The sequence below is a fragment of the Gracilibacillus sp. Marseille-QA3620 genome, from assembly GCF_054950035.1.
This window is the reverse complement of the sequence record NZ_CM143102.1, coordinates 3,900,589-3,924,385: the sequence shown is the minus strand read 5'-3', so window position 1 is coordinate 3,924,385 and position 23,797 is coordinate 3,900,589. Positions and strand designations below refer to the sequence as shown.

Annotated in this window: 17 protein-coding genes; 12 read left to right on the top strand and 5 right to left on the bottom strand. The window is 43.3% G+C overall.

Annotated elements, in window-relative coordinates; all coding sequences use genetic code 11:
- Positions 1-15: 15 nt before the first annotated feature.
- Together ACY8DX_RS19685 and ACY8DX_RS19680 are read right to left on the bottom strand one after the other, a co-directional pair.
- Positions 16-753, bottom strand: coding sequence for a WecB/TagA/CpsF family glycosyltransferase (locus tag ACY8DX_RS19685; RefSeq protein ID WP_049669397.1), 738 nt, complete (start codon positions 751-753; stop codon positions 16-18).
- Positions 754-823: 70 nt separating this feature from the next.
- Entirely contained in the window at positions 824-1,765 is a 942-nt protein-coding gene (locus ACY8DX_RS19680; RefSeq protein ID WP_462405884.1) for a nuclease-related domain-containing protein, read from the bottom strand.
- A gap of 125 nt (positions 1,766-1,890) precedes the next feature.
- Here ACY8DX_RS19680 and ACY8DX_RS19675 point away from each other — a divergent pair, with 125 nt between their 5' ends.
- From ACY8DX_RS19675 to rfbD, 10 genes are all read left to right on the top strand, one after another.
- On the top strand, positions 1,891-3,840 hold the full coding sequence (locus ACY8DX_RS19675) for a M14 family zinc carboxypeptidase (RefSeq protein ID WP_462405883.1): 1,950 nt from the start codon (positions 1,891-1,893) through the stop codon (positions 3,838-3,840).
- Positions 3,841-4,199: 359 nt separating this feature from the next.
- Positions 4,200-6,455, top strand: coding sequence for an SH3 domain-containing protein (locus ACY8DX_RS19670; RefSeq protein ID WP_462405882.1), 2,256 nt, complete (start codon positions 4,200-4,202; stop codon positions 6,453-6,455).
- A gap of 540 nt (positions 6,456-6,995) precedes the next feature.
- The gene (locus ACY8DX_RS19665) at positions 6,996-9,554 is read left to right on the top strand and encodes an SH3 domain-containing protein (RefSeq protein WP_462405881.1); all 2,559 of its coding nucleotides are present in this window, start codon (positions 6,996-6,998) and stop codon (positions 9,552-9,554) included.
- A 148-nt stretch (positions 9,555-9,702) separates the two neighbouring features.
- Positions 9,703-12,309, top strand: a complete 2,607-nt coding sequence (locus tag ACY8DX_RS19660) for an SH3 domain-containing protein (RefSeq protein WP_462405880.1) — start codon at positions 9,703-9,705, stop codon at positions 12,307-12,309.
- 445 nt (positions 12,310-12,754) lie between these two features.
- Positions 12,755-13,951 (top strand): CDP-glycerol glycerophosphotransferase family protein, encoded by a 1,197-nt coding sequence (locus ACY8DX_RS19655; protein WP_049669401.1) that lies wholly within the window; start codon positions 12,755-12,757, stop codon positions 13,949-13,951.
- 40 nt (positions 13,952-13,991) lie between these two features.
- Positions 13,992-14,798: an ABC transporter permease gene (locus ACY8DX_RS19650; protein ID WP_049669402.1), complete on the top strand. Its 807-nt coding sequence runs from the start codon at positions 13,992-13,994 to the stop codon at positions 14,796-14,798.
- Positions 14,799-14,809: 11 nt separating this feature from the next.
- Positions 14,810-15,616: a teichoic acids export ABC transporter ATP-binding subunit TagH gene (gene tagH, locus ACY8DX_RS19645; RefSeq protein WP_462405879.1), complete on the top strand. Its 807-nt coding sequence runs from the start codon at positions 14,810-14,812 to the stop codon at positions 15,614-15,616.
- Positions 15,617-15,840: 224 nt separating this feature from the next.
- On the top strand, positions 15,841-16,398 hold the full coding sequence (gene rfbC / locus ACY8DX_RS19640) for a dTDP-4-dehydrorhamnose 3,5-epimerase (protein WP_462405878.1): 558 nt from the start codon (positions 15,841-15,843) through the stop codon (positions 16,396-16,398).
- Between the two features lie 2 nt (positions 16,399-16,400).
- Positions 16,401-17,387: a dTDP-glucose 4,6-dehydratase gene (rfbB, locus tag ACY8DX_RS19635; protein WP_462405877.1), complete on the top strand. Its 987-nt coding sequence runs from the start codon at positions 16,401-16,403 to the stop codon at positions 17,385-17,387.
- Between the two features lie 2 nt (positions 17,388-17,389).
- Positions 17,390-18,247: a dTDP-4-dehydrorhamnose reductase gene (gene rfbD / locus ACY8DX_RS19630; RefSeq protein ID WP_462406989.1), complete on the top strand. Its 858-nt coding sequence runs from the start codon at positions 17,390-17,392 to the stop codon at positions 18,245-18,247.
- Between the two features lie 37 nt (positions 18,248-18,284).
- Here the strand turns inward: rfbD and ACY8DX_RS19625 are convergent, their stop codons facing one another.
- Complete coding sequence (locus tag ACY8DX_RS19625) at positions 18,285-19,817, bottom strand: Ig-like domain-containing protein (protein ID WP_462405876.1); 1,533 nt, start codon at positions 19,815-19,817, stop codon at positions 18,285-18,287.
- 246 nt (positions 19,818-20,063) lie between these two features.
- Between ACY8DX_RS19625 and ACY8DX_RS19620 the strand changes: the two genes are divergently transcribed.
- Positions 20,064-21,140: a zinc-dependent alcohol dehydrogenase family protein gene (locus ACY8DX_RS19620; protein ID WP_049669408.1), complete on the top strand. Its 1,077-nt coding sequence runs from the start codon at positions 20,064-20,066 to the stop codon at positions 21,138-21,140.
- A 118-nt stretch (positions 21,141-21,258) separates the two neighbouring features.
- Here ACY8DX_RS19620 and ACY8DX_RS19615 read toward each other — a convergent pair whose 3' ends face one another.
- Positions 21,259-21,423 (bottom strand): hypothetical protein, encoded by a 165-nt coding sequence (locus tag ACY8DX_RS19615; RefSeq protein ID WP_462405875.1) that lies wholly within the window; start codon positions 21,421-21,423, stop codon positions 21,259-21,261.
- Between the two features lie 88 nt (positions 21,424-21,511).
- On the opposite strand from ACY8DX_RS19615, the gene ACY8DX_RS19610 reads away from it, so the two are divergent.
- Positions 21,512-22,678: an IS256 family transposase gene (locus ACY8DX_RS19610; RefSeq protein ID WP_462405874.1), complete on the top strand. Its 1,167-nt coding sequence runs from the start codon at positions 21,512-21,514 to the stop codon at positions 22,676-22,678.
- 402 nt (positions 22,679-23,080) lie between these two features.
- On the opposite strand, the gene ACY8DX_RS19605 is transcribed toward ACY8DX_RS19610, so the two are convergent.
- The gene (locus tag ACY8DX_RS19605; RefSeq protein WP_049669409.1) at positions 23,081-23,713 is read right to left on the bottom strand and encodes a YigZ family protein; all 633 of its coding nucleotides are present in this window, start codon (positions 23,711-23,713) and stop codon (positions 23,081-23,083) included.
- Between the last annotated feature and the right edge of the window lie 84 nt (positions 23,714-23,797).

The window sequence follows — 23,797 nt, the reverse complement described above, 5'->3', positions numbered from 1 at the left end:
AAAGTCATCAATCATTCAAGATTTCGTGATTTTCTGCTTAATCACTCTAAGCAGGAAGACAGGCAGTACAATCATCCGCTTCCAGCGGCTTGGCTGCTGGATAAGGCGGTAGAGCCATTCAATGTTCAGCTTAATCCACATATCAGGTGCACGGTTCAGCTTGCCGGCGAGCACGTCAAAGCTGCCGCCGATGCCGATAAATACACCTTTTCTGAATTTCGCCCGATACTTCATGATCCACTTTTCTTGGCGCGGGAATCCCATTCCAAGCAGGATAATATCTGGCTCGAGTGCTGCAATTCCTTCAGCCATCTCTTCATCCTCGAGGTCGAAGAAGCCATTATGGAAGCCAACAAGTTCAACAGAAGGATACATCTCCTTCACTTTCTTGGCTGCCTTCTGGATGACCTCCTCTTCAGCCCCCAGCATATAGACACGTAAAGGCCGCTTTGTCTCCATTTTGAAAAATTCATGCATCATATCAAAGCCGGTCACACGTTCCTTGAGCGGCTTGTTCATTATTTTAGAAGCAATGATAATGCCGACACCATCTGGGACGATATAGTCGGCTTGTAAAATCATGCTGCGGTAATCTTCATGGACTCGGGCATATTCCACAATCTCCGGATTGGCCGTTACGATAAAGGTTTGCTTCTCCTCATCAATACGGGACTTCAGTTCATGATGGACAAAATCCATCATGGTCGTGGAGTAAAAAGGGATGCCCTGTATATCTATTACATTCTTCTGCATATAAATCTCCTTCGAAATAGAACTCCTTTATCCATTTTACTTGATTGACTTGTAAAAGCAAAAGGGATTGTCAGCGAGGAAGGGAATAGGTGGTGGTTTTCTGCATGCCAGATGAGGGCAGGTGAGCAAGTAGGCGTTTAGCCGTATAGCGGGACTCCAGTCCGAGAAAGCGGCGGAGCTCGCCATTTGTAATAGCAGGGGAGATGAGGAGGAAGTAGTCCTCAATTGCTTGGAGATGTGCTTCCTTTGAGGCTGTGCCACTATGTCGGCAGGACCAGGCGCCGTGGATACGGGCCATTGGGGAGGACGAGCAGCTTGGGCAGATGACGCCTGGCTGGATGTCTGCCTTTGTGATGTTGTATCGCTTTGTAACATCTATATTTGCGGGCAGCCATTTTTTGAGTATCGTTTTTTGAAGCTTTCTTCTGTTCTTTGTGCTTAAGACCTCTTGTTTATACCGGTTTTCGAAGATACGAATCTTATCAGGGAGGCGGTTGGCATGGCAGAGCTTTTGGGTGCTTAGACTGGAGTTGGCTTTAATGATTGTGGTTGGATTGGCAATGACAATTAAGGTTTCAATCAGGATGAGCGGAAGTTTTTCTTTGTTGAGCCAGTCTTGGAGCCGTTTTTGCTGCTGGCTGACTTGAGAGAATGGGTCTGGGAAGCCTTTCTCGCGTCCGTCCTGGGAGACACGGATGAGCTGATTAAACTTTTGATCGAAATGAAGGGTGCCGGATATGTTCTTGACTTCAATGATGAGGGCGAAATGATTGGTGAGGATGAGGGTGTCCATTTGGAAGGGATAGTTGCTTGTAGTGAGTCGAATGTCATGGAAGATACCGAATGACTCCTGGTCTAACTCCTGCAAATAGTAATCAAGTGATTGTTCTCCGCGAAGACCGGCCTTATTGGATTTTATTATTTCATACGATGGATGATACAGTGGCAGCCGCCGTGCCAATGCTTCGAGCGTTTGGATCGCAAGCGGGATACCGCGTTCTTTCATGATCATGGACAGACCTCCCTTGGTTATTTCCAGTATAATATGAATTTATTATATTTTTAACATTTTTAACATAAAAAATATTATATACTTTATTTTGTAAGTTTAACGAATAACGGGGAGGTACAACATTTTTGAAAGGGAATCGATTGAGGTATGGGGTATTTATTTTGGCTGTTATGGTCATTATGGCATTCCTGCCAACAGGGGGAAATGCGGCAGCAAAGTCATTTGTTGACCCAAGTAAGAAATATACATACACACAGCTCGGCAAGGATATTAAGGAGCTGCAGCAGCAATACCCGGATATTGTTAAGGTTAAGACAATTGGCAAGTCAGAATATGGACGCAATATTTATGCGGTTGGACTTGGGAAAGGTTCCGCGAAAGTCTTCATCAATGGTTCTCACCATGCGCGTGAATGGATGACGACAAGCTTGAATATGGAATTGATCGATCAGTATACTGCAGCCTACAAAGGAAACAAGAAAATTGGCGGCTATAATGTAAAGAGTCTCTTGAACTCTTCAACTCTATGGTTCGTGCCAATGGTTAATCCAGATGGAGTCACCTTGCAGCAGCAGGGGCTGAATGCTTTTCCGAAAAGTACGCACAGCTCATTAATTAAAATGAATAACGGCAGCAAAAACTTCAAGCGTTGGAAGGCTAATGCGAAGGGGATTGACCTGAACAGGCAATACAATGCCGGCTGGAGTGCAATCAAGAATTCTCCAAAATCACCAAGCTACAAAAACTACAAAGGCAAGACTCCTGAAAGCGCGAAGGAAGTGAAAGCCATTGTCTCCTTCGTCAATGAAATCAAACCTGAAATGGCCATTGCCTATCATTCAAGTGGGGAGATTCTGTACTGGAATTATAAACAAAATGCGACCAACAAAAAGCGGGACCTCGTCTATGCGAAGAAAATTGGCAGCATGACAGGCTATTCCCTTGTGTATCCTGGTCCGAACCCATCTGGCGGCGGATTCACGGATTGGTTCATTGAGAAGAAGAAAAAGCCTGGATTCACACCTGAGATTGGGAAGTATGTTGTGGAAACTGAATTGCCGCTTTCTGCTTGGTCGCGTGTATGGAGCCAAAATAAAGCGGTCAGCCTATATGCGGCCCAGGAAAGCATTAAGCTGAAGGACGCACGTGATAAGAAGGCCGCCGATCAAGTGAAGAAGGACTCCGCAGCGAAGAAGAAGAATGCTGCTAAGCTGAGAAACTATTATGCAGCAAATATTAAGAAAACAGCTGATGTGAAAGTGACGAGTGCTCATCAAAGTCTCTATAATACAGTCGTGAAGGATATCACAGCCCTTGAGAAGAAAGTGAAAACACTCCCTTCTAAATATACAAAGGGAATCAAGGCTGACATCGACAGTATGAAGACCCATAAAAAACGTTCCCTAGCCTTCATGAATGCAGTGAAAGAAGGAACGACCCTGCAGAAAAATCAAACAGCCATGATTAATTACATGAAAGCAGGCAAGGCTGACACAAATATCAATACAAAATACACAACCTTACAAAAATCGATTACAACTATGAATAATAAAATTAACTCTGTCTACACGCCTGAAGTCCGTGCCCTCTTTAAGGCGAAATATATCACGCCAGCTGAGAATACCAGACAGAATAACCAGTATGAAAAAGATCGCGTCAATTTGCTGATTGTGATGGACAAACAAGTGAAAGACAAGAAATACGAGGAAGCCAAAAAGAATCTGGATAAACTCAAAGCTCTGGAGGACAAATCGAAAAAGCTGAAAGCCGATTCGAAACGTTATCCAACCTACAAGGATTATGAGAAGAGCTTGAATGATTGGAAGCAAAAGCTTGTTAAGCAGATTGAGGCTGCCTTAGCACCGCCTGCTGAACCAGCTGCCGAACTTGTGCCGCAAACGGAGGCAGAGCCATCCGTTGAGCCAGAGGTGAAAGAGGAACCAGCTGCAACAACGCCGGAAGCTGAAGTTAATGAGCCGGAGCAAACAAAAGAAGAAACGGAAGTAGTTCCTGCTGAGGAAACACCGGCAGCACCGGAAACTACTGAAGCAGTTGAGGGTGAAGTAACTGAATAAAGCCTGTTGGATAGATGGAGAGAGATCTCCATCTATTTTTTTCATTTCATGGGTGGAGTTTTCGTAGTAATAGAAGTCAGCGGACTTTGAGCAAAAAATAGGCAAAAGTATCTCCATATCTTGGTTTTTCCTTATTCCTTCTCTGGAGGGTAAAATAATTTTAAAACATGTAAAATTACAATTAATTATACTATAATTATATAAAGAGTTTTATTTTTACTGAATACCCCAAAAATTTGGAACTTCTACTCGTAATATGTAAAGAAATGAAAAAATGCAAAGGAGATTGAGAGATTGGTATTTTTACAACTTAATCCGGCAGAAAAGAAAGTGGTGTTTCGTTTTTGCTGAGACGTGGAATGAAACAGCTAAGAATAATCGGGCTGTCTCTATTTTTGTTAGTGGGAATGCTTGCCGGCGGCATATCTATTCCTGCTTTAAGTGGAGAAGCCGATGCAGCGACTGTGACGACGTATACGACAACGGCCAATTTGAACCTGCGTAAGAGCGCGAGTACTTCCTCATCAGTAATATTAACCATTCCGAAAGGGAAGAAGATTACGTATGTCTCGACTTCGGGAAGCTGGTATAAGGTTAAGTACAGCTCGAAAACAGGGTATGTTAGTTCAAAATATGTTAAGAAGACCACCACAACGACTTCAACAGCCATTAAGAAGACCAAATTCAAAACAACTGCTAATGTTAATTTGCGTTCAAAAGCATCGACATCAGGATCTGTTTTGACCACGATCCCGAAAGGTAAAGTTGTTACGGCAACGGCTAAATCAGGGTCTTGGTATAAGGTTACATACGGTTCGAAGACTGGGTGGGTCAAAAGTACATATGTGAAAGAGTATTACAAGTACACAACGACAGCTAAAACGCTCTATAAGACCACGAAAACGGCAACTCTTCGATCCACCCCGGATACAAAGAAAGCCTCTGTCTACTCCATAACAGCAGACAATGTTTTTCAATCCACACAGAAGGTTGTTAATAGTATAGGGGAAACCTGGTACAGGGTTAGCTACAAGAGTAAGAATTACTTTGTTCAATCGACATTTGTGACCAAGGTAACCGCCTCATCCTTCTCGAAACTGACATATAAAGCGAATACTGCATCAGCTCTTTATTCTTATGCAGGTTCGAAACATACAAAGCTTACCACAGTGCCGAAGGGTGCTACGATAAGCACGACTTACCGCGTTGGAAACTGGTATAAAACCACTTACGGCGGAAAAACGGGCTATGTATGGATCAAAAATTTCTCTAAAGTGACAGCAAGTTCAGACTCTGGTTCCACTTCAGGCTCAGGCTCCACAGGATCTACCAACACGACGACGCCTGATTTACCAAGCGGAACAACCATTGCAAAAGTTAATTATGTGACGACCTCTAATCTCAATTTACGTGCATCTGATTCATCGTCGTCTACGTTATTAGGGACTGTTCCTGAAGGTACGACACTTTCGACAACATATAAGACAACAAATGGCTGGTTCCAGGTGACCTATAGCGGAAAGACTGGATTCGTTTCCGGAAATTATTTGGTTACGGAGGCAAATGCAGCAAAGATTAAGAGCTATGAAAGTAATCAAGATAGTTATTTATTCTTGGATTTGCGAAAGAAATCCTCTGTAACAGCGGATCAAATTAATGCCTATATTGCGAAGAGTGCGACTTCCTCCAATAGTGTTTTACATGGACAAGGGGCAACGATTATTGCCGCAGCGGAAAAATACGGGGTAAATGCCTTGTATTTAGCAGCACATGCTATCCATGAAAGTAACTATGGGAAATCAACCATATCAATGGCGAAGAACAATTTGTTTGGGTTTGGTGCCTATGACTTGGCGCCATTCGTCGGAGCGGTTAAATACTCGACTATTAAAAGCAATATTGAATTTATCGCACAAGAAATGAAAGCAACCTATCTAAATCCAAGCAACTGGAAATATAAAGGTGCTTACTTAGGTTATACGATTAAAAACGTCAATGGTACCCGCATTGATTCCTTAAGTAAAGGGATGAACTTCTACTATGCGAGTGACTCCAACTGGGGTAATGCGATTGCTAGCCATATGACCGGCATGCTCTCCTACAGCAATGAAGGAGCGAAAAACCAAGCCGCTAATACGACAGTTCCATCAAGACCGGCTTATCCAAGCGGTAAAGATGTATTCCCAACAGGCATAATCGCCGTAGCAAAGGCAAATATCAGCTTGTACAGCACAAAAGGAAGCACAAGCACGGTCGCTGCGACCATTCCAAAAGGGGCTACCTTCAATCTTCTTGAGAAATGGAATGATTACTGGCTAACGGTTAAGTATAATGGAAAAACCTATTATACAAATAAAATCAGCCTAAGCAGCTACAATAATTACATGTCCGTCAAAAACCTTGCGCGCGTAACAGCTTCATCACTGAACGTACGCTCAAGCGCAAGCACCACTGGCACGATCGTCGGCACACTCGATAAATTCGAATATGTCGAGTTGGTGGTAAACTCCAGTAACACACCTGTTACCAGCGGAAGTTGGTACAAAGTGAAGTTGGAAGACGGCACAATCGGATGGTGCTCCAGCACCTATCTAATTCGTGAATTGAATAAATAAGTAAGATGAGGAACCCGGACTCTGTCCGGGTTTTTTCTCTGTTAAATAGGTAGAGATAGGGAAAATCGACCCTCTAGCGGTCAAAAGGAAGACTGCTCAGCCCTCAAATGTTCAAAATGGACAAGCTGATGGGTTTTTAGTAAGGGAATCTGGATTTTTCATTTGAATCTCTTCCAAAATCTCTTCTATTACGCTGTTTTGATATGGGGGCGTACTCCTCTGAAGTATCATAGATTTGGGGTAAGCACTCATCCCTGCTAAAGATTTAAAAATATCTCCCTATTTTCACTCGTTAATTCTCCGCAACAAACCGCTTCATTATGACAAACCATCTTAAATCCTGTCATTTTCCTACCGATATTATGGATGTAATGACAATCTGAACCTTAAAAAGCGAAAATCAACCAAAATGATAAACAACTAGTCTAAAAGTATGTTAAAATTAACTAATAAATGCCATATAATTACATAATGTATTGGATTATTAGTATTATGGATGGGGTTATTAAGGCTATTTTTAAGAAAAAGGGGGAAGATTGAATGAATGGTAGGTCTAAAGTAACGATTGTTTCGATTAGTATGTCCTTGCTTTTATCGACAGGGCTGATTTGGCCTGAGGGGAAGCGAGACAGGTATTCGTTAGGGGGTCTGCATGCAGAAGCAGCTGCGGTTACCTATTATAAGACGACTTCGAATCTGAATATGAGATCTGGTGCGAGCACGAAGAAGAGCATCATTATGACGATTCCGAAGGGGAAGCAAGTTACGTATATTTCCAAGAGCGGCAGCTGGTTTAAGGTGAAGTATGGATCGAAGACGGGCTATGTGAGCAGCACCTATTTAAAGAAGGTGGGAGCGGCTGCATCGGCACCAAAGGAGGCGGCAACGAGAACCGTCTATAAGACGACCTCTAACTTGAATATGCGGTCAAAGGCAACAACAGCTAAGGGGAGCCGCGTACTGCTGACGATTCCTAAGGGAAAGGAAGTTACGTATATCTCCAAGAGCGGCAGCTGGTACAAGGTGAAATATCATTCGAAGACGGGCTATGTGAGCTCCAAATACATAAAGAAAACGACCACTCCAGTGACTACTGCGAAATCAACAAAAATCACTTCCACAACCTATCAAACGACGGCTAACCTCCATATGCGTTCCACTGCATCCGCAAAAGGCAAGCATGTTATCACGATTCCGAAGGGGAAGAGGGTGACAGCGACGGAAAAGTTCGGAGATTGGTACAAGGTTACATACAGCGGGAAAACAGGCTGGGTCGTAAAGAATTATATAAAGGAATACCATGCTTATTCCACGACAGCAGCAACCTATTATTCTACGAATAAATCTGCCGGTATTTACGAGAATCCGAATACGAAGAAGAAGCTGTCTTATACACTGCCGAAGGATTACCTGCTGACCAGCACTCAAAAAGTGGTGAACAGCATCGGTCAAACATGGTATCGAATCACTTATAATAAGAAGCATTATTTCATCCAAAGCACGGCTGTTGTGCGTAAACAAGCCACATCCATCAATAAGACCAGCTATCAGCTGATTCAGGATACAGATCTTTATTCAGCCGCAGGAACGGCTCATTCTAAACTGTCCAAGATCGCAAAAGGAACAGTCATTACGACTTCTTACAGAATTGGGGACTGGTATCAGATTACTCATAATGGCAAGAAGGGTTATGTGATGGGCAAATTGCTCAAGGCATATAAGGCGCCAACTATAACGAAGCCCGTAGAGCCAGAGAAACAGCCAGAGGTTCAGGAAAATAAGCCAGCTGATTCCGAGAACAAGACACCTGCTGCTGAAGCCAAGCCGGACGGGCAGGCAATAACAGAAGCTGTCTTTTATGTCATTGTTGACCGCCCGTTTAAATTACGGTCATCTGATTCGACTTCATCAGAGGCATTAGTGGATATTCCGAGTCATACGGCCGTGAAAAGTGCCTATAAAACGAAGAGCGGCTGGTATGAGGTGAGCTATAAAGGCCAAATCGGCTATGTCTCCGGTCATTATTTGATTACGAAGGCGGAGTATGATCGCTATCGGGAGTTGGCGAACAAAAAGGATTCATATTTGACACTCGATTTGAGAACCGAATCCTCAGTGACAGCTGTGCAAATCAATCAATATATTGATGATTATGTAAAGCGAACAGGAAAGCCGAGTGTCCTTGCGAATAAAGGACAAGCATTCATAAATGCAGGTAAGCAATATGGGGTGAATGCTTTGTATCTTGCCGCCCATGCGGTTCATGAGAGTGGCTATGGGACCTCGGTGATCTCATTGGCGAAGAATAATCTTTTCGGCTTTGGCGCCTATGATTTAGCCCCATTTGTCGGGGCGATGCGTTTTTCGACCATTGAGGAGAATATCGAGTATATTGCGAGAGAAATAAAAGCAACCTATCTATCTAGCGGAAACTGGAAACATAAAGGACCCGTTCTCGGTTACACGATTAAGAATGTCAATGGAGCTCGGGTGGACAGCTTGAGTAAGGGCATGAATTTCTATTATGCGAGTGATTCTAGCTGGGGCTCTAAGATTGAGTCCCATATGAGCAGGATCCTTGCCTATCGTAATGAAAAGGCAGTCGGACGAAAGCCGATCACAAAGAGTGTGACATCACCAGCTAGGCCTATAGGGGTGGATAAATTACCGACCGGTACACTGGCAGCTGCGAACACCCCCATAAAGCTTTATGCCGCAAAGGACTCGACTATAGCACCGGCAGCAACGATTAAAAAAGGAGAGACCTTCTATCTGCTAGAAAAATGGAATGATAATTGGTTTAAGATTCAGTACAAGGGGAAATCTTACTTCACTAATGTCATCGGCTTAAGCAGCTATCATCAGTTTATGAAGGTGTATAATCTGGCTCATATAACGACTGGCTCTTTAAATGTCCGTTCAGGTGCTGGTGTGCAATATGATATCGTTGGTAAGCTCTCTAATTATGCCTATGTCGAGCTTGTACTCGATAAAAGCAAAAATCCAGTCGAGAAGAATGGCTGGTACCAGGTGAAGCTGCCTGGTGGCAAGAATGGCTGGGTATCTGGGTCCTATATTGCACGTGATTTGACTAAATAAACTAAAACCCTCTTTTCCGAGAGAAAAGGGGGTTTTGTTATTTTAATATAAATAATAACCTCCTTTTAATTTGATTTTATAAGCTATTCATTAGAAAATAAAAATAATAGTGCTATTTTAGAATAGTTTAAGTTGAGGAGGGACGAAGGTGAGTGAGACTAATTCATTTTCAAATAAGCTGATAGCGGCGTCCATGCTAGTGACGTCAGGCTTATATTTAGGCAATGGATCTGACCTGCCGGAGAAACTGGGCGGCTTAAAGGCTGAGGCGGCGAGTACGGTCTATTACGAGACGACAGCCAATTTACATATGCGTTCTAAGAGTAGTATGAACAGCAAAATTTCAATGACTATTCCTAAAGGAAAGCAAGTCATTTACATATCAAAGACTGGTGACTGGTATAAAGTGCAGTATGGTACAAGAACGGGGTACGTAAGCTCGCGGTACTTAAAAAAGGTCACGAAGGTCTATACAACGACAGCTAATCTAAACTTGCGTACAAAGGCTTCTACAAGTTCAGCTATTGTCACGACGATTCCGAAAGGGAAGACGGTTACCTATGTCTCAAAAAGCGGCAGCTGGTATAAGGTGAAATATGGCTCGAAGTCGGGGTATGTTAGCAGCAAATATATCAAGGCCTCGTCTTCCTCGTCTAATACATCATCACAGACGGCTATCAAGGCAACAAAGTTCAAGACGACAGCCAATTTGTATCTCCGTTCTAAGGCCTCTACGAGCAGTTCCAGCTACCTCCTCATTCCGAAGGGGAAGGTTGTAACGGCAACGGCTAAGTCAGGCAATTGGTATAAGGTGTCGTATGGAGGCAAGACGGGCTGGGTCAGCGGTACGTATTTGAAGGCATATAACACGACCACGGCAACGAGTCTTACCTATTATGCGACAACGGGAACGAGCAAGCTGTATAAATCTGCGAGCACATCAAGTACAGTCGTTTATTCGATTAAGTCTGGGAATGTCTTCAAGTCTACGCAAAAGGTCGTCACTAGTACGGGCGCCACGTGGTACCGGGTGCTATATAATAATTCCTACTACTATATTCAATCAACCCAAGTGAAAAAAATGACGGAAAAGTCTATCCCTGCAGCTACCTATAAGGCGGATACAGCAACCAGCCTTTACAGCTTTGCTGGTACGGCTTATTCAAAGCTTACCTCCATTCCAAAAGGAGCAACGGTTAAGGCGGTATCCACGATTGGGGATTGGTATAAAGTAACCTATGGAAGCAAGACGGGTTATGTAAACATTAAGCAATTCTCAAAGCAGACCTCTGCTGGGACGAGCATTGCGGCAACTAAATACAAGACAACAGCCAATTTAAATTTGCGTTCCTCCGCCTCCATGAGCGGCAATATTTTAACCATGATTCCAAAGGGAAAGACCGTTACAGCTACGGCGAAATCAGGCAGTTGGTACAAGGTTAACTATAATGGTCTGACCGGTTGGGTGAGCGGCAGTTATTTGATGAAAGACACGACCAACTCCACGGGCACTTCAACGGATGGAGAGGTTTCTCAATCTTACGTAACAACGGCAAACTTGAATATTCGTAAGACCGCCTCTACCGCTTCATCAAAACTCGGGTTTATTCCGAAGGGAACAACCATTAAGGCGACAAAGTATAATAGCAGCTGGTATAAGGTGACCTATGGCGGGGTATCTGGTTATGTATCCGCCTCCTATCTCGTTTCAAGCAGCTCTTCTTCCGCTGAGCAGACAAGCACGTCTTATTTAATGATGGATTTAAGAACTGAGTCCTCGGTGACAGCTGCGCAAATTAATCAGTACATTGCGAAGTATACAACTTCCTCCAACAGCGTATTGTACGGGAAGGGGAGTGCGTTTATTTCTGCCGGGAAGAAGTATGGGGTAAATGCGCTCTATTTGGCTGCCCATGCGATTCATGAGAGTAATTACGGGAAATCAACGATTGCGAAGGCGAAGAATAATTTATTCGGTTTCGGGGCATATGACAGCTCGCCTTTTGTCAGTGCGGTGAAATTCTCCTCCGTTGAAAGCTGCATCAATTATCTTGCTCAAGAGATGAAGGCGACGTATTTAAATCCGAGCTCCTGGAAATATAAAGGAGCGTATCTTGGCTACACGGTGAAGGGCGCAGATGGAAAAAGGATTGACAGCTTGAGCACTGGGATGAACTTTTACTATGCATCGGACTCTAATTGGGGAAGATCGATTGCGAAGCATATGGAGAATATCCTCCCCTTTAGCAAAGAGGGAGCGAAGAACAGGACACCTAATAAAACTTATCCAGCGTACCCTAGTTTCCCAAGCGGAAGTGATACCTTCCCAAGCGGGACTTTAGCGATAGCGAAGACGTCGATTAAGCTCTATTCGACAAAGGGATCCTCGACTGTTGCTGCGACCATCACCAGCGGCAAGTCGTTCTACTTAGTCTCGAAATACAATGATTATTGGTTCCGTGTGACGTATAACGGCAAGACGTATTATACGAACAAGATTAGCATGAGCAGCTACTCCAGCTATATGAGCGTAAAGAATCTGGCACGGGTGAGTGCGAGCAGTTTAAATGTGCGCTCGACACCAAGCACATCCGGTTCAGTTATCGGCAAGCTCTCAAATTATCAGTATGTTCATTTAGTCCTTAATTCGAGCAATGTACCGGTAACAAGTAACGGCTGGTACAAGGTGAAGCTTTCCAATGGCACGGTCGGCTGGTGCCAAGGAAGCTATCTATTGCGATTGTTGAATGGGTAATTTCATAGAAAACCATTCTTAAGCAATGTAGATAGATATAAGGATAAACAGTAAATTATTTCACCATTTAACAATAAAGCCTTTCTCGGCAGGTTTGAAACTTATAGGGATGAGTTATATAATATAGCAGAGGTTTTACCTCACTCTATGGAAAAGGTCAACTGCCAGTTTGCGAGCAAGCTAGCTTAGGAGAGAAGAATGATCATCCTGATTGGCCGCTTATTTGATTATTGGCTTGTCTGCCAATGAGTTCATAATGGAGAATAAGAAGGCTGTTAAAGCAGCAGGTCGCAACATCATCCTTGAGTGATCTTATGAACGAACGATTCATTGTGATCGAGGATGAGTGAAGAAAGGAAAATTTGATTATCTGAGGGCATATATTTGCCGAGGACAACGGGTGTCTTCGGGGTGCAATTAATGTCAGAAATCAGTAAGGTGAATAATGATTAGAGAATGGTTAATAGAAGCGTATTTGCTTGTTTTTAGATTATTATTTGGTACATTTAAATGGATTCCATTAAAAGATAAAGTCACATTTGTCGTATCCTTTGGTGATAATTCACAATATGTTTATGAAGAAATGCGTCGAAAGAATATTTCTTTTGACGTGGTTTTTTTATGTAAAGGAAATAGTCAGAATCGGTTTCAAATTTATGAAGATGCTGCCGTTGTAAATATGGGTGGTGCTAATCCAATTGATTTGGTGAGAATGGCTTACCACCTGGCAACATCCAGATATGTTTTTGTCGATAATTATTATGGTTTTCTTGCGGTTACTCATTTCAAGCCGGAAGTGGAATGTGTACAGCTATGGCATGCTTCAGGAGCAATCAAAAAGTTTGGTCTGATGGATTCTTCGGTGAAGCATCGCTCCAAACGTGCGCAGGAGCGCTTTCATAAAGTATACTCCCGTTTTCGCAAAATTATTGTTGGCTCGGATACGATGGCCCAATATTTCATGAATGCATTTGGGGTTAAGGGAGAAAATATTCTTAGAACTGGTATTCCCCGAACAGACTTCTTTTATAACCAGAATGAAAAAGAACGGATATTCAATGAAATGACCAAACAAAATGAGCTGCTATGGAATAAGAAGGTTATTTTGTATGCACCGACTTATCGTGATCATGAGCTTGACCGCTTTAAACTTGAAATGGACCTCGATAAGATGTATAAGGAGTTAAGTGATGATTATGTACTGGTTCTTCGATTGCATCCGGCAATCAAGCATGCGGAAGATTACAGTAAGAAGTATACAGACTTCGTGTTAAATTATTCTTCTAATGAGTATGACATCAATGAGCTGCTAATCGTAACGGATGTCTTAATTACCGATTATTCGTCCATTCCTTATGAATACTCCTTATTAAACAAACCGATGATATTCTTTGCCTATGATTTGGATACCTATGAGGCTGATCGGGGATTATGGGAGAATTATGAACAGATGGTGCCGGGACCTGTTGTGAAAACAACAGAAGACATCATTAACACAATTAAACAGAATGATTTTGATATGAACCAAATAGAAGAATTCTCACGTAAATGGAATAAATACTCCAAGGGGCACTCAAGTGAGAACTTGGTCAGCTATTTATTCGATCAGAAGCCGATCGTTTCAAAACAGCGTGCACTGTAATCGAATAATCGCATCAACATGGGAAGGAATTTCAACTCTTATGAAGTCAATGTTTAAGGTAATACGAGAACAAATACAATCATTTTATTTAATACAGCGGTTGGCGATGTTTGAAATGAAAAGTGCCAACACGAATAATTATTTAGGGATTCTCTGGGAATTCATTAACCCAATGATTCAGATAGGTATTTACTGGCTTATTTTCGGTATCGGGATTCGCGGAGGACAGGATATTGACGGGATACCGTTCATTTATTGGATGCTCTCTGGGATCGTTGTTTGGTTCTTTGCCAATCCAGCTATTTTGGAAGCAACGAAGTCCATCCATAAGCGAATCAATATGATTGCGAAGATGAGTTTCCCGATGAGTACGATTCCGTCCTTTGTCATCATGTCCAAATTGTATCAACATCTCATGATTTTGGTCATTGTGATGATTATCCTGCAATTTGGGGGATTCCCTATTTCCGTTTATTATGTCCAGGTGCCATACTTTATGTTGGCTGTGTATGTCTTTATATTAGCCTTGACTCTTATTACTTCGACACTTGCGATGCTTATTCGGGATATCCAAATGGTTGTCCAAGCGATTATGAGGATGGTTTTCTATATCACTCCATTAATTTGGCACAGCTCCAGGCTTCCAGATGGACTGCAGATCCTGATTAAGATTAATCCGCTCACCTATATTGCGGAGGGCTACCGAGCCTCCTTGCTTGGTACAGGATGGTACTTTATAGAGAATTTGAATTATACCCTCTACTTCTGGGGATTAACTCTTGTCCTGTTATTAATCGGATCTGTACTGCATGTCAAATTCAGAAATCATTTCGTGGATTATTTGTAAGAATGGGGTGAATGAATATGAGTGATACGGTCATTCTAAAGAATGTTTTCAAAAAATATCGTATGCATAGCAAACCGGCTGATAAGCTGCTGGACATTATTCTTCCAGGCGGACGCGGAGAGGATTTCTATGCCTTGCAGGATATCAGTTTCACTGCAGGTAAAGGAGATGTCATAGGGCTAGTCGGAGTAAATGGCTCCGGAAAATCAACGCTCTCCAATATTATCGCTGGTATTATCCCTCCTTCCTCAGGGACAGTGGAAACTATCGGGCAAACGTCCTTGATTGCGATTGCTTCTGGGCTGAACAATCAATTGACCGGTCGTGAAAATATCGAGCTGAAATGCCTCATGCTAGGTTTCTCGAAAAAAGAAATCAAGCAAATGGAGCCGCATATCATTGAATTCGCTGATATTGGCAAATTCATTGATCAGCCTGTCAAAAAGTACTCCAGCGGGATGAAATCAAGATTAGGATTTGCGATTTCGGTCACCGTTGATCCGGATATCCTCATCATTGATGAAGCTTTGTCGGTCGGTGACCAAGGATTTGCAGAGAAATCTAAGAAAAAGATGTATAGCTTCCGTGACAGCGGAAAGACCATCTTCTTTGTCAGCCATTCGATGAAGCAGATCAATGATTTCTGTAACAAAGCCATTTGGCTGGAGTATGGTGAATTGAAGCAATACGGAACAACGGATGAAGTATTACCGGAGTACAAGCGTTTTGTGAAAGAATATAAAGCGATGGATGATGTGCAACGTAAGCTTTTCCGTGAAAGAGCGATTCAGAAACAAAGCGGTATGGTGCTTAAATAATCGTCAAAGGCTGCCCTGTAACGGGGCAGTTTTTTTATGCTGTAAAAACTTTGAAAGATAATGTCGAAGCTCTAGATTAGTTTCTCTATATTTAATACGATAGGGATGTAGATTCTTTATAACGTACAAAATTTCCGTGTTTTCAAGATGGATAGATTCTGCCTAAGATTTATTATCATCAACTCATTTGAACAAGAACAAATAATAGCGAAAGAAGGAATAGGATGCAGGTTATTGACAGTTTGCTGCAAGGGGTAAAGCTGATTGAACCGAAAGTCTTTGGAGACTATCGTGGATTTTTCCTTGAGAGCTATAATGAGACCATGTTCCATGAAATCGGTATCCTTGAGAAATTTGTCCAGGATAATCATTCTCTGTCGAAGGAAGCAGGCGTCATTCGAGGTTTGCATTATCAATTGGCCCCGAAGGCACAGGCTAAGCTTATACGTGTCGTAACAGGGGCTATTTATGATGTGGTTGTTGATATGAGAAAAGGTTCTCCAACTTATGGGCAATGGGAAGGGTACATATTAAGTGAACATAATAAGCGCAAGCTGCTTGTTCCCGAGGGATTTGCCCATGGATTTTGTACCATCACGGAGAATGTGAATGTGCTGTATAAGGTGGATGAATTATATTCACCCGAGTATGACCGAGGAATTGCTTGGGATGACCCTGAGCTTGCGATTGATTGGCCAGTTTCAGAACCAATCCTATCGAAAAAAGACAGCATGCACCCAGTATTAGCAGAAGCTGAAAATAACTTTGTTTGGGAGGGTTGAACGTGAATCTATTAGTGACTGGCGGGGCAGGGTTCATAGGCAGCAACTTTGTCCGGCATATTCTGGAGAGCTACCCTGATAAGAAAATCGTGAATCTGGATTTATTGACGTATGCGGGCAATATTCATAATTTGGATGATTTGAAAGACAATCCAAATCATCTTTTTGTTGAAGGGAATATTACGGATAGATTGCTTGTGCCAGAGCTTATCAAGGACCATGATATTGACGCCATTGTTAACTTCGCAGCTGAATCCCATGTGGACCGGAGTATTGAAAACCCTGGCATATTCATTGAAACGAATGTCCAAGGAACCTTGAATCTGCTTGAGGCGGCAAGGAGCTGTGGTGTTGAGCGCTATCTCCAGGTGTCAACAGATGAAGTGTATGGGTCATTAGGGGAAACCGGCTATTTCACCGAGGATACACCGCTTGCCCCGAACAGCCCTTATTCAGCCAGCAAAGCAGGGGCTGATTTATTAGTCCGCTCCTATCATGAAACGTATGGATTGAACGTTAATATTACCCGCTGTTCCAATAATTACGGTCCTTATCATTTTCCGGAGAAACTAATTCCGCTTATGATTACGAACGGATTGGACGGGGAAGACCTGCCTATATACGGAAACGGGAAGAATATCCGTGACTGGCTCCATGTCACCGACCATTGTGCCGCTATTGACCTTGTCCTTCATAAAGGGAAAAGCGGGGAAGTGTATAATGTCGGCGGCCATAATGAGCGGACGAATAATGAGATTGTTGAGATGATCACCGATTACTTAAAGATTCCAAAGAGCCGGATCAAATACGTGAAGGACCGCCTTGGACATGATCTGCGTTATGCCATTGATCCGACTAAGCTGGAGACCGAGCTTGGCTGGAAACCGAAATATACGTTTGATACAGGAATTGTTGAAACCATTCAATGGTATTTGAATCATGAGGAATGGTGGCGTCCGTTGAAAGAACGCGCAAAGTTGGGAATTTAATGATGAAAATACTCGTAACCGGAGCGAACGGACAACTAGGGACAGAGACAGTCAGCCTATTGAGCCAGGACGGCGACTATGAGGTGCGGGGATTTGATCGACAAGAGCTTGATATTACGAATGCAGAGCAAGTCATGAAAAAGGTCTGCGATTTTCGTCCGGATTGGATTCTGCACTGTGCGGCCTATACGAATGTCGAACAGGCAGAAGGTGATGGCTTAGAGGCGAATTGGAAAATCAACCGTGAGGGGTCAGTCAATATCAGTAAGGCTGCTCATGAGGTCGGTGCAAAGCTTATGACTATCAGCACGGATTATGTGTTTGATGGTAGGAAAACAAGTCCTTATACACCAGAGGATGAGCCTAATCCGCTCAATGAGTATGGGAAAGCCAAGCTGGCGGGTGAACAAGCGGTTCGGTACTATTGCCCGGATGCCTATATCATCCGCACATCCTGGGTGTTTGGCGAGCATGGGCAGAATTTTGTCTATACGATGCTGAAATCAGCAGAGAGGAAAAATGTCTTAAAGGGCGTAGCCGATCAGTATGGGCGCCCTACCTATGCGCCTGATTTAGCCAGCTTTATGAAGCATGTGATTGAGGTAAGGCCGGAAAGCGGAATCTATCATTTCTCCAATGATGAAGAGGCGAGCTGGTATGAATTTGCTGTCGAGATTCTGAAGAATATTGATGTAATGGTCTTGCCTGTCAGCTCAGAGGAATTCCCGCAGAAGGCCAAAAGGCCGTCATACTCCGTCATGTCACTTGATAAGGTGAAGGAAACAGGATTTTATGTTCCAACCTGGAAGGATTCCTTGGAACGATTTCAAAATCAAATCCGAAAAAGTGCCTTGAGATAAGAAACCATGCTCGTAGGAGCATGGTTTCTTTTTTGGCTTATTCAATGGTGTCGGCTTCCATCGCAGGAATGGTAATTTCCCATCCAGCAATAGATGTATAGGAATAGGTGCCCGTAATTTCGCCATAGACGGTCACAACATCCTCTTCAACAAAGTCGGTCGTTCCGACATATTCAACCCAAATAACATCATCTGCTGAATACCATCCATAGGATGTTTGCGTAACAGCAAGACGGATGCCGGTCATGAAATAGCCCTCGCTGATTTGGAGAATTTCTCCGGTATATTTCACATATTCTCCGTCATATTTATCTGGATTTTTCTCAAGCTGGGCAAACGAAATGGTCTTAGCGCTGGCACGTTTTTCTGCTGCTGACATTGTCCGTTCAATAGAGATATCTTCCGAATGGGCATTATAGCCTTTGAGCTTAGCTTCAACTGTAAAGTCGTACGTACCTTCCTCAGCCGTATCCACCTTCATGGAGAATTTTCCGTCTTTACCAGCTTTGGTTGCGCCGACTTTTGAGTCACCTTTATGGATGGTGACCGATGCTCCGGCTTGGGTTGTTCCTTTGATGGTCGTTGTCTTTGTTTGTATACTGCTCTCGTAATCTACATCCAGCTTAACAGCTGTCCAGGTTCTATCGAGCGTGATTTCCTCTGTGCTGGTGTTATAGCCGCGTAATGATGAAGAAATGGTATAAGTGTAAGTTCCTTCTTTAAAGGTATTAAGTTTGAAAGAAAAGCTGCCATCCTTGCCGGTCTTCACTTTATCGATTACTTTACCATCCTTATCAGTGATGGTGACCATCGCACCAGCCTCTGTAACCCCTTTCAATTGATAGCTTGGTACTGTAATCTCCTCATCATAAGAAAGCTCAAGTGGAATGTCGGTCAACGTCCGTTTAATGGACACATCCTTTGTAATGGTCGTGAAGTTCTCTTTAGTGGATACGATGGTATATTGATAGGTGCCTTCATCTGTCGTATCTACGGTAAAAGAAAAATGCCCATCTTGATCGGAGGTTGCTTCGTCCAGCTTCGCTCCATCCTGAATGAGGGTGACTTTGGCATCAGGCTCCGTTGTTCCCTTAATCGTATACGTTAAGACTTCAATGTTTTTATCATATTTAAGGGTAAGCGGAATATCAGGATTCTTCCGTTTAACTGTATAGCTGTATTCCTTATCGGTTACGTAATTGCTGGCGGTAAACACAATCGTGTTTTTTCCTTTCTCAACTGGGATATTTGCCGAGAATTCACCATTGTCCTTAATAGTTACCTTTTCACCGTTTACGATCAAAGAACTCGCGTGGTCCACCTTGCCAGTCACTTCTATAGACTCTTGTGCTAAAGCGACTTCTTCAGGTGGATTGTTATCTAGCTCCATACGGATTCCATGAAGCGGCACAATAATGAATGTATAGATTAGAATTAGGATAACGGAGACGGCAAATAAGCATCCGCTAATGATGAAATACCTTTTTCGTAAGCGGTCGGTTCTCCGGAATCCCAAAAGGAGAATAATAATGGCTGCTGCCGCTGCTAATATACCGAGAAAGAGCCACATAATCCCTCACCTCCTTTCTGTGAAATCGACCTATTCTCTATTTATTTACCTCCATTTACAGCTTGGTTATCTGGAAATTGTGTCCAAGGTCGAGTGCTGTAAACTGAACCGATGTTATGGCGGAATATGTAGAGCGATTGGCATTGACCCGCTGTTTAGCAGGCTAGTACAATGTAAATAGTTCAATCGCATCCTTTGTCAATTGCATATTGTAAGCGCTTTCTAATCTGGTGGAGGAGGAAGAAAATGCGGGCATTAGTAATGGAGGAATTGCGGAAACCGTTGGTCGTGAGAGAAATGCCAGATCCAGAGTGTGCTGATGATGGAGTCGTCATTAAGGTTGAGGCGAATGGCGTATGCCGAAGCGATTGGCATGCATGGCAGGGAGACTGGGACTGGATAGGAATTGCCCTCCCTTTGCCGCATATTCTCGGTCATGAGTTCTCAGGTGTGGTGGAAGAGGTCGGAAGGAATGTGAAGAACTTTAAGAAAGGAGACCGAGTCATTGCTCCGTTCACGGTCGGTGACGGTACATGTCCGTACTGTCAGAGCGGACATCATAATATTTGTTCCAATATCCAACTGCTCGGCTTTTCGACATGGGGCGGATATGGACGTTATACCGCTGTGCCAAATGCCGATTTGAATTTGGTGCATTTGCCGGAGTCCATCAGCTTCGTGGAGGCTGCCGGGATGGGATGCCGCTTCATGACGGCCTTCCATGGAGTCACTGACCAAGCAGATGTAAAGGGCGGTGAGTGGGTCGCAGTCCATGGCTGCGGAGGTGTCGGATTATCCGCAATCCAGATTGCAAGCGCACTCGGAGCAAATGTTATTGCCGTAGATATCGGAGAGGATAAGCTGGAGCTTGCTAAGCAATTGGGAGCGGTCGCAACGGTGAATGCGAAGGAGGTTAACCCGGCCCAGGCTGTTAGGGAGATTACGAGAGGCGGCGCCCATGTGTCTGTAGACGCACTTGGCATTAAGCAGACATGCCAAGCAGCGATCAGTGGACTACGTAAACGCGGCCGCCATCTGCAAATTGGCTTGACGACAAGAGAAGAACAAGGAATGATTCCTCTTCCGATTGACTTCATCGTCCAAGCGGAAATTCAGCTCATCGGTTCGCTCGGTATGCAGCCATCCCGCTATCCAAGCATGCTCGGAATGGTTGAGTCAGGTAAACTAAAGCCCGGTGCTTTAGTGACAAAGACCATTTCATTAGATGAAGTACCAAATATATTCGAAGAGATGAATACATTCCAAAACGTGGGGGTCACGGTCGTAGATAAATGGGATGCGAAGGTGTCCGTAGAGAAATAGGATAGAGATATGGTTCAGGCAAACCTATTTGGGGTTTGTCTTTTTATTTTATGGACTTTTTGAGTGTTTTGTGGCGCGTACTGGTCGTAACACTTGGCTCAATCTTGGGGGAATTGACCTATACGTTGGAGTTTTTGCTTAAACTCAGGAGCAGTTTCGCCCATACCACTCCAATTTCGCCCATAAACCATGAAATCAGGCTTATTCCAAGCAGAAAAAGAGGCCCATCATCCCGCCAAAGGTCAAAACGAACAAGCTGACGGTTTTTTCTGATTAAGTCCATATAATTGTGTAAAAAAAGAGAGTCATTTTATTCACTCTTGGCAACACTGTTTTCAGCTACGAAAAATTAGTGGAAAAGAGGAATATAAATGACTCAGTTACAGTTTAACCTTGATATGGACATTTTAAAAGAATCCGTTATTAATTCTAATCTAGATACTGTCATTAAATCGGCGGTTGTATTGGTCTTAAACGAGTACATGGAGAAAGAGAGAGATGAGTTCATCCAAGCCTCGGCTTATGAGCGCACCAACCAGCGACGTGATTTTCGAAACGGCTACTATGATCGTGAGTTGACGATGAGTATCGGCAAGCTTGAGTTGAGGGTTCCCAGAACTCGAAGTGGTGACTTCTCCCCTACGGTCTTCGAGAAATATGCTCGTTGTGACCAAGCCTTCATCTTATCCATGCTGGAAATGGTGATCAATGGAGTCTCTACCCGTAAGGTAACACATATCATCGAACAGCTTTGCGGTGAAAGTGTCTCTAAATCATTTGTTTCTTCTCTTACTCAAAAGTTGGATCCCGTTGTGAACGAGTGGGCAAATAGACCATTAAATATGGATACTTATCCTTATCTTTTCGTGGATGCCATGTACATTAAAGTGCGGGAAAACCATCGGGTTGTATCAAAAGCTGTCTATATAGCGACAGCTATAACGGAGAAAAACAAAAGGGAAATCCTCGGCTTGAGCATAGATCATGTGGAAAGCTTCGAAAGTTGGTCGAGATTTTTCCAACAGCTTAAATCTCGTGGTCTCCAATCCCCAAAACTCGTGATTTCCGATGCACATCAGGGTTTACAGAAGGCCATCCAGCGTGAGTTCATTGGGACTAGCTGGCAAAGATGTAATGTCCATTTTAAGCGCAACATAATCGAGAAGCTTCCCAAAAAGAATTCGGAAGAAATACGGAGCATGATCAAGCGAGTATTCGGAGCTGTAAAAATAGAGGATAGCCGGCGTTTCAAGGAGGAATTAATGAAGCAATTTAGTGACGAACCTAAGTATGAAAAGGCCCTGGAAATACTTGATGATGGATATGAAGATACCATCCAATACATGAGTCATCCCGCGAAGATGCATCCTCATATCCGTAGTACAAACTCACTGGAACGACTAAATCAGGAAGTCCGCAGAAGAGAAAAGGTCATACGGATTTTTCCAAACACCCAATCTGCGTTTCGGTTAGTGGGAGCTGTTTTGATGCATTATCAAGAATCTAGCTATGACAAGAAAAAATCTCTTGGTAAATAGGTCTATTTTAAACTTCCATCCATGATGATTTCACAATCAGTGAAGGTAGTCAAAGGAAAGGGCGTCTTTGACAACCTTCACTGATTGTGAGCTAGGGAACCATGGAAGTTTCGCTCAAAAAAATGTAGGGGGAAACAACAAACCAATCAAACTAAGTTAGCGGAAAACAGTTGTTTTAGTAATTTACACAAAATTGAGGACTTGACTTTTTTTCTGAAGGGAAACGGTCATTTTTCAACTAAATCTCTTCAAAAACCTCTTCTATTACGCTGTTTTGATTTGGAAGCATACTCTGGAGATGGCAGAATCCCTTGATTTGTGCTATCGGTGGCCTTTCCATAGAAAGACAAATAAAAAGGCATCCAGATACGCTGCGTATCTGAATGCCTTATCTCTGTATCCTCATAGGTCGTGTTCCAGGTAGAGCTGTTCGCCTTCTTCGATGGAGGCTTGGCCGTTTGAGAGGTCGGTCATCCAGCTGGTGAAGGCTTGTTTGTCGTCTTCTTCGACATAGGATTCAATCATGACCTTGTCGAGATAATGAATTTCCTTGATGGCGTAGTGAGAGTTGCGGTGCTCATTCTCGATTTTGCCGAGCAAGGTGTAGTCGAAGGTTGATTTCATGATGGTCATGAGTCTTCGTTCAACGATGCCGGTCTCGTCTATTCCGTGGGAGGCTGAGCCGCCGTATGCACGGATAAGGCCGCCGGCACCTAGCTTGATGCCGCCGAAGTAGCGGGTGACGACAACAGCAGTGTCCTTCAGACCTTTTTTCTTGATGACTTCGAGAATGGGAACACCGGCTGTTCCGCTTGGTTCACCGTCATCATTGGCTTTTTGGATGAGGTCCTGCTCGCCGATCATGTAGGCAGAGCAATTATGGGTGGCATCCCAGTGTTTTTTCTTAATGGTTTGGATGAAGTTGAGGGCTTCCTCCTCTGATTCGACACGGTTCACATAGGTGATGAAGCGTGATTTTTGAATGGTTTGTTCGGCTTCTCCGTATCCTTTAACGGTTTTATATGATTTCAGCATGAGAACTGCCGCCTTTCTCTTTGTATCAAGTCTAGTATACTTTTTATTTCGCATTTATTGTAGGTATGAATACAGGATGTAGTG